At 67.3% G+C, this 7,085-nt stretch carries 8 protein-coding genes and 1 pseudogene; 4 read left to right on the forward strand and 5 right to left on the reverse strand.

Annotation, left to right across the window (positions count from 1 at the left end; genetic code table 11):
* Positions 1-310, forward strand: a pseudogene (locus tag U9983_RS14410) (ATP-binding protein); the annotation flags it as partial.
* 329 nt (positions 311-639) lie between these two features.
* Here the strand turns inward: U9983_RS14410 and U9983_RS14415 are convergent.
* Entirely contained in the window at positions 640-1,272 is a 633-nt protein-coding gene (locus U9983_RS14415; protein ID WP_322754523.1) for a class I SAM-dependent methyltransferase, read from the reverse strand.
* 254 nt (positions 1,273-1,526) lie between these two features.
* Here U9983_RS14415 and U9983_RS14420 point away from each other — a divergent pair, with 254 nt between their 5' ends.
* Together U9983_RS14420 and U9983_RS14425 are read left to right on the forward strand one after the other, a co-directional pair.
* Positions 1,527-3,104 carry an ATP-binding protein gene (locus U9983_RS14420; RefSeq protein WP_322754524.1) on the forward strand — a complete coding sequence of 526 codons (1,578 nt, stop codon included), beginning with the start codon at positions 1,527-1,529 and terminating at the stop codon, positions 3,102-3,104.
* A gap of 57 nt (positions 3,105-3,161) precedes the next feature.
* Positions 3,162-3,422, forward strand: a complete 261-nt coding sequence (locus U9983_RS14425; protein WP_322754546.1) for a DUF2277 domain-containing protein — start codon at positions 3,162-3,164, stop codon at positions 3,420-3,422.
* Positions 3,423-3,486: 64 nt separating this feature from the next.
* Here the strand turns inward: U9983_RS14425 and U9983_RS14430 are convergent, their stop codons facing one another.
* From U9983_RS14430 to U9983_RS14445, 4 genes are all read right to left on the reverse strand, one after another.
* The gene (locus tag U9983_RS14430) at positions 3,487-3,981 is read right to left on the reverse strand and encodes a hypothetical protein (protein WP_322754525.1); all 495 of its coding nucleotides are present in this window, start codon (positions 3,979-3,981) and stop codon (positions 3,487-3,489) included.
* A 22-nt stretch (positions 3,982-4,003) separates the two neighbouring features.
* A complete protein-coding gene (locus tag U9983_RS14435) occupies positions 4,004-4,387 on the reverse strand; it encodes a TfoX/Sxy family protein (protein ID WP_322754526.1) in 384 nt (127 codons plus the stop codon).
* Positions 4,384-5,094 carry a type 1 glutamine amidotransferase domain-containing protein gene (locus U9983_RS14440; RefSeq protein WP_322754527.1) on the reverse strand — a complete coding sequence of 237 codons (711 nt, stop codon included), beginning with the start codon at positions 5,092-5,094 and terminating at the stop codon, positions 4,384-4,386. The genes U9983_RS14435 and U9983_RS14440 overlap by 4 nt, the downstream gene beginning before the upstream one ends.
* A 91-nt stretch (positions 5,095-5,185) precedes the next feature.
* On the reverse strand, positions 5,186-5,800 hold the full coding sequence (locus tag U9983_RS14445) for a TetR/AcrR family transcriptional regulator (protein ID WP_322754528.1): 615 nt from the start codon (positions 5,798-5,800) through the stop codon (positions 5,186-5,188).
* Between the two features lie 226 nt (positions 5,801-6,026).
* On the opposite strand from U9983_RS14445, the gene U9983_RS14450 reads away from it, so the two are divergent.
* The coding region (locus U9983_RS14450) for an AAA family ATPase (protein WP_322754529.1) at positions 6,027-7,085 on the forward strand (1,059 nt) is incomplete at its 3' end.

Consider the following 7,085-nt stretch of genomic DNA (forward strand, 5'->3'; position numbering starts at 1 on the left):
GGTGGAGCGGGAATATGGCGTCGGCCGCGGGCGCATCGACTTGTTCGTCCGCTGGCCTTACCAGAACCCGGACGGGAAACGGGCCGTGCAGCGGGAGGCGATCGAGTTGAAGGTGTGGCGGGCCGGCGAACCCGATCCGCTGGCCCGGGGGCTGACCCAGTTGGATGGCTACCTTGACCGGCTCGGCCTCGACCGCGGTGTGCTGGTGGTGTTCGACCGCCGGCCCGAGGTCGCGCCTATCGCCGACCGCACGAGGTTTGAGCAGGCGAGCAGTCCGTCCGGTCGTCCGGTCACCGTGCTGCGCGCCTGACCGGCGGGTTCCCACCTTCGGCGAGACTCCTTCATCCGATCGGCATCGCCGGATCTCCGACCAGTACAGGCGAGTGCCGGGCCCTGTCCTGAGATTTCGGCACCGGAGGCGCGGAGAAAACAGGAATGCCTGAAGGGCGTGTTTGAGAAGCATCTGTCCGGCTCGCGTGCCCCCGCATTCCGCCTGGCTTTGTTGTCGTCGGCCCGGATAGAACGCCGCTATCTGGGTTTTTTGTATTTTGTTAGTCGGGCGCGGACGGCCGGCTCTCTGACCGAACGACACGTCCCAAACACGTCCTGGACCGTCTCCTGCTGACGTTTCGTCAGCGGTCAGGTTCGGGTGATGGCGGTCAGCCAGGCCGGGATGCTGGTGGGTCCGAGGTTGATCTCGATTTCGGCCGATTCGATCGAGTCGATCTGCCAGCCGTCGTCGAAGCTTGCGGTGATCTCGTCGCGGGTCAGCCTACGCGGACCCGTATCGCCCGGTTGGCGGTCGCTGAAGCCGAGCATGAAATAGCGGCCGCCGGGTGGGATCGTCGACCGCAGACTCGCGGTGAACCGGAGGCGATCGTCGTCGGTGAACACGTGGAACAGTCCACAGTCGAGCACCGTGTCGAACTGTTCACCCAGCTGCTCCAGCTCAAGGGCGTCGCCGACCAGAAACCTGACGGTCAGACTCCGGTCGGCAGCCTTGCGTCGGGCGCGGGCGATGGCCGCCGCTGCGGTGTCCATGCCAGTGGCATCCAGCCCGAGGCGAGCGGCCATCAGGGCGTGTTCCCCGGTTCCGCAGCCGACATCGAGGACTCGTCCGCGGAGCACGCCGGCGTCGGCCAGGTCCAGGAACGCCGGTTGAGGCCGGCCGATGTCCCACGGGGGCGTGCCCTGGTAGAAGGTGTCGAAGTCGATGGGCCGCCGTGGTTTCAGCGGATCGGACGTGCCTACGGGACTCTCCGGACTGGCCATGGGTCGATCCTCCTCCCTGAACATCACGTGTGCACGGTCCTGGTGGTTGCGGTACCAGGTGACGGTGTCGAGGAACGTCACGGTGGAGTCGGCATCTACGCGACGAGGAACACCGGCGCGAGTCGCCGTATCCGTTCGGCCGGTTCTACGTCCGGGGCACACAGCGGGGCACACAGGGCACACGGTGGGGCACGTGGTGCACCGTAGAATGGCGGGGACGGTTGTCGTCCGAATGTCGCGGGGGGTTCTAGTCCATGGGACGCAGGTTCAACACGGCGGGGCCGTGTCTGCCTCCGTACCATTACATGATTCCTCCGTTGGGGCGGCTGCCGGAGGCGCCCGATCTGGTTGCCCAGCTGGGCTATTTCGTGGTGCATGCGCCGCGGCAGACGGGGAAGACGACCACGCTGCGGGCGCTGGCGGAGGAGCTGACCGCTGGCGGCGAGTATGCGGCGCTGCACTTTTCCTGTGAGGTCGGCGAGGCCCTCGGTGATGATCTCGGCGCCGCGCAGCGCGGCATCCTCCAGAGGATCCGAGACCACGCCGACATTGCGTTGCCACTGGACCTGCGTCCGCCGCCTTGGCCGGACGTGCCCGACGCGAGTCTGTTCGCGTCGGCGCTTACCACGTGGGCGCGGGTCTGTCCGCGGCCGTTGGTGTTGTTCTTCGATGAGATCGATGCGTTGCGCGGTGCGAGTCTGATCAGCGTGCTGCGCCAGCTTCGGGACGGCTATAGTCATCGTCCGCATGCGTTTCCCGCTTCGGTGGCGTTGTGTGGGCTGCGCGACGTCCGCGATTACAAAGCCGCCAGTGGTGGCGATCCGAGTCGGCTTGGGACCGCGAGCCCGTTCAATATTAAGTTGGAGTCGCTGCGGCTGGGGGATTTCACCCCGAGCGAGGTGGCTGAGTTGTACGGCCAGCACACGGCCGAGACCGGGCAGGTGTTCACCCCGGCGGCGGTGGCGCGGGCGGTGGAGCTGACCGCGGGGCAGCCGTGGCTGGTCAACGCACTGGCCCGGGAGATCGTCGAAAAGATCAAGATTCCCGCATCGGAGCCGATCACTGTGGACCATGTGGAGCAGGCGAAGGAGCGGTTGATTCTGGCTCGCGCCACGCATCTGGATTCGTTGGCGTCCAAGCTCGTGGAGCCGCGGGTGCGTCGGGTTGTGGAGCCGGTGCTGGCCGGGACGTTGACTCAGCTCGACCCTTACGATGACGACCTGCAGTATGCGTGCGACCTCGGTCTGGTCGCTGCGGGATTGCCGTTGCGGATCGCCAACCCGATCTACCGTGAGGTGATTGCCCGGGTGCTCACGGCCAACGTGGAGGTCAATGTCGTCGCTGACCCGCGCAGTTTCGTGCTGAGCGACGGCCGGTTCGATTTCGGCATGCTGTTGGCCGAGTTCGCCGAGTTCTGGCGTGAGCACGGCGAGGTGCTCACTGCCGGGGTTGTCTACCATGAGGTGGCCCCGCAGCTGGTGTTGATGGGTTATCTGCAGCGGGTGGTCAATGGTGGTGGGTATGTCGAGCGGGAGTATGGCATCGGCCGGGGTCGGATTGACCTGCTGGTGCGCTGGCCCTTCCAGAATCCGGACGGGAAACGGGTCGTGCAACGGGAGGCGATCGAGTTGAAGGTGTGGCGGGCCGGCGAACCCGATCCGCTGGCCAAGGGGCTGACCCAGTTGGATGGCTACCTCGACCGGCTCGGCCTCGACCGCGGTGTCCTGGTGGTCTTCGACCGCCGACCCGACGCCGCGCCCATTGCCGACCGCACGAGGTTTGAGCAGGTGAACAGCCCGTCCGGTCGTCCGGTCACCGTTCTGCGCGCCTGACCGTTCTGCGCGCCTTGCTGGAGGCTTCCCATGGCGGGTGGGATTACCGTTGTAGGCATGTGCCGAAACATCACCGAGCTGCGGGGCCTGGACCCACCGGCGACCGACGAGGAGATCGAGGCGGCCGCCCGCCAGTTCATCCGGAAGGTCAGCGGGCTGCGCCAGCCGCCGGCGGCCGATGATGCGTTCGAGGCGGCCGTCACCGAGGTGACCGCTACGGTTCACCGGCTGCTCGGGGCGCTACCGGCCCGCCGCCAGCCCCCGACCACTGTGCCGCCGCTGCGGCGCCCCGAGGTTCGCGCCCGCCTCGGCCGCTGAGAAATCGGCCGTTGAGAAATCACCGGCCGTACGTGCGATGCCAGGGAAGAATACCTGGTGAATTCTATCGTGTCGGGTAGCGGCCGCACCGGGGGCATATCGCGACTGTGTACAGGGCTGCGCCCAGATGCTCCTCACAATGGATGCAGCAGCCGCCGAGAAGCCGCCGCATCCGTTCGGCCGGGTCTGCGTCCGCGGCGACCGGCGGGGCGGCTGGCGGTGCGCCGGAGGGTTGGTTGAGCGAGCGGGCAATACCCTGGTAGATGTTGTATGCCTGTTCGAGAGTCTGTCGATGGTAGCCGAACCATGCCGCCACTTTTGGCTGGCGGGTGCTACCCGGTATCGTGCGGGAAAGTCGTTCCTCGTACCCGGCGATCTCGTTGTGGGTCGCTTGGATGGATGCTATCGCCTCGGCAATCTGCGCGGCTGTATAAGGCGCATGCCACAAGATCTGGTTGAGTTTCTGAGTGTAGCGTCCCATGATTTTTGCCAGTTCCTTGACCACGGGCGCGACATAGGGCGGGTCGGGTATGTCATCTGTGGGGTGTGCGTCGTACATCCAGACCTCCTTCTTGCCGTGGCTATTGTGATCGTAAGAACTGTGGTTGGGTTCCTGTTCCTGTTCCTGTTCCTGTTCCTGTTCGGGTTCGGGTCGGCTCGATCGCGTTCAGGACGAGGGTGCACAGGGATTCGCGGTTGTCGAGAACGTCGTCGGGGACGCTGTAGTAGCGACGGACGGTGACGGTTCGTCCCGCTGCCCGGTAGGTGAAGGGGTGGGCACCTGCCGCCTCGGCCGCGGCTCCGGCGGCGGCGTCGACGCGGAGATAGAGGGTGTCCATGACCATCGCGAACTGCCGGTCGTGGTGGCACAGTGCCCAGCCGCCGAAGAAACGGCGCAGCGTGACGCCTTCGATCGGTTGAAGCTGGTCGAGGATGTGGTCGGCGAGGCTTCGGTCACCGCTCATGGCCGCGTGTCCGTCGCGGCCGGAGACCGGAGCGCCTCGACCAGAAGCACGGCTGTGCGCCTCGAGGAGGCGGGGTTCTGTCCGGTGACGAGCTGGCCGTCCCGCACGGCGTGTGGCTGGAAGGGCGCACCTTCGGTGTACCGGGCGCCGCGGGCGTGAAGGTGGCGTTGCAGGGAGAACGGTACGAGATCGGTTGCCCCGACAAGCTGTTCCTCCGCGTCGCTGAACGCCGCGAGCGCCCGTCCCTCAATGAGCGGACGGCCGTCGATCACGACGTCGAGCAGCCCAGCCGCGCCGTGGCAGACCGATCCGACGGCGCCGCCGCGGGCCGCGACGGCGGCGACAAGGGTCGCCAACTGCGGCTGGGCCGGGAAGTCCCACATGGTGCCGTGGCCGCCGACGAGGAAGACGGCGTCGGCGTCGTCGACGTGCAGCGAGTCCAGTCGCTCCGTGGTGGCCAGACGACCGGCAGCCTCGGCGTCGGCGAGGAACCGGTCGACATCGGGGGTCCGCGTATCGGGAGTCAGGCTGGCCGGGTCGGCCGGAGGCTTCCCGCCGGCCGGCGATGCCAGGGCCACATCAACCCCGCCGTCACGTAGCACGTAGTAGGGGGCTGCGAGTTCCTCGAACCAGAAACCGGTGGGCCGCCCGGTGTCGCCGAACCGGTCGTGTGACGTGAGCACCATGACCACGCGAGGGATCGTCATCTTGTCTCCAGACATGGGCCGTACGGGTCCGGCAGGTTGGGCAGGTCGGGCAGGTCGGCATCGGCCATTGCGGCGGGCTGGCGGCCGATGTTCACAGGGCCGTGTCCTTCCATGAGCTGGTGGGGTCACATCGCAGGGAGACGAGAATGTCGTCGGTGATCTCCTGGAGTCGGGAGGCTGGCGTCCCGGCTCGGACGAGCACCAGGATGCCCTGGTAGTCGACCAGGAGTCGGGCACCCCACCGGTCGGCCTGGGCGGCGGCGGGTACCTGCCCTGCGGCCTGTGCGCGTGCCACAGCACCGGTGAAACCCCGCTCGATGGCGTCCAGCCCGCGCCGGACACCGCGGCTCGTCAGCTCGTCCAGGGCGTAGGACTCGACCGCGGTGTTCGTGACCAGGCATCCGGGGTCCGGGGTGCGCCCGGTATTGAAGGTGGAGGTGAAGTACGTTCTGATGCCCCCCAGCGGGTCATCCGGCCGTTCCAGGTGGTCCGCGACGCGTCGGACCACGACCCGGTCGACGTAGGCGTCCAGGGCCGCTCGGAAGATCGCATCCTTGTTCCCGAACGCTCGGTAAAGGCTGCCCGGATGCAGCCCGGTGGTCTCCTCCACGTCCTTCAACGACGTCCCCTGATAACCCTGCCGACGGAACAGGTGCATCACCGCCGTGAGGACATCATCGGAGTCGAAGGTCTGTCGCCGGCCCATCCACCCTCCATAGTTGAACGAACGTTCATCAATCTAGTCCGGGATACGCCCCTGTCAAGCCCTGGGTGTCCCGCGCCGAGGAGCACCGGCGCGAGTCGCTGTTGGATGCAGACCGGAGCGCCTGGCGGGGCACCCGGCGGGGCACACAGAGCGCCCGGTGGGGCACGTGGTGCACCGTAGAGTGGCGGGGACGGTCGTCGTCCGATGTCGCGGAGGGCTCTAGCTCATGGGACGCAGGTTCAACACGGCGGGGCCGTGTCTGCCTCCGTACCATTACATGATTCCGGCGTTGGGACGGCTGCCGGAGGCGCCCGATCTGGTCGCCCAGCTGGGCTATTTCGTGGTGCACGCCCCGCGGCAGACGGGGAAGACGACCACGCTGCGGGCGCTGGCGGAGGAGTTGACCGCTGGCGGCGTGTACGCGGCGTTGCATTTCTCGTGCGAGGTTGGCGAGGCTGCCGGCGACGACTACGGCGCTGCGCAGCGCGGCGTCCTCGAGGAGATCCGAAGCGGTGCCGAGATCGGGCTGCCGCCGGAGCTCGGACCGCCGCCGTGGCCGGAGGTGGCCGAGGCGAACCTGCTGAAGGCAGCGCTCGCGGGGTGGGCGCGGGTCTGCCCGCGGCCGTTGGTGCTGTTTTTCGACGAGATTGACGCGCTGCGTGGTGCGAGTCTGATCAGCGTGCTGCGCCAGTTGCGGGCCGGGTTCAACGAGCGTCCGGAGGGGTTTCCCGCCTCGGTGGCGTTGTGCGGGTTGCGGGATGTGCGTGATTATAAGACCGCTGCCGGGGGTGACCCGTCCAGGCTCGGCACCGCCAGCCCGTTCAACATCAAGCTCAAGTCGCTGCGGTTGGGGGATTTCACCGCGGCCGAGGTGGCTGAGTTGTACGGCCAGCACACGGCGGAGACCGGGCAGGTTTTCACCTCGGTGGCGGTGGATCGGGCGGTGGAGTTGACCGCGGGGCAGCCGTGGTTGGTCAACGCGTTGGCCAACGAGATCGTCGAGGAACTCGCGGTCCCGGCCACCGAGCCGATCACTGTGGACCATGTGGAGCAGGCGAAGGAGCGGTTGATTCTGGCTCGCGCCACGCATCTGGATTCGTTGGCGTCCAAGCTCGTGGAGCCGCGGGTGCGTCGGGTTGTGGAGCCGGTGCTGGCTGGCGCCCTGCCGGAGTTGGACCCCTACAACGACGACCTGTTGTATGCGCGTGACCTCGGGCTGGTCGCGGCGACCCGCCCGCTGCGGATCGCCAACCCGATCTACCACGAGGTGATCGCCCGGGTACTC

It is taken from the genome of Protofrankia sp. Cas3, assembly GCF_963555955.1.
Taxonomy (GTDB): Bacteria; Actinomycetota; Actinomycetes; order Frankiales; family Frankiaceae; genus Protofrankia.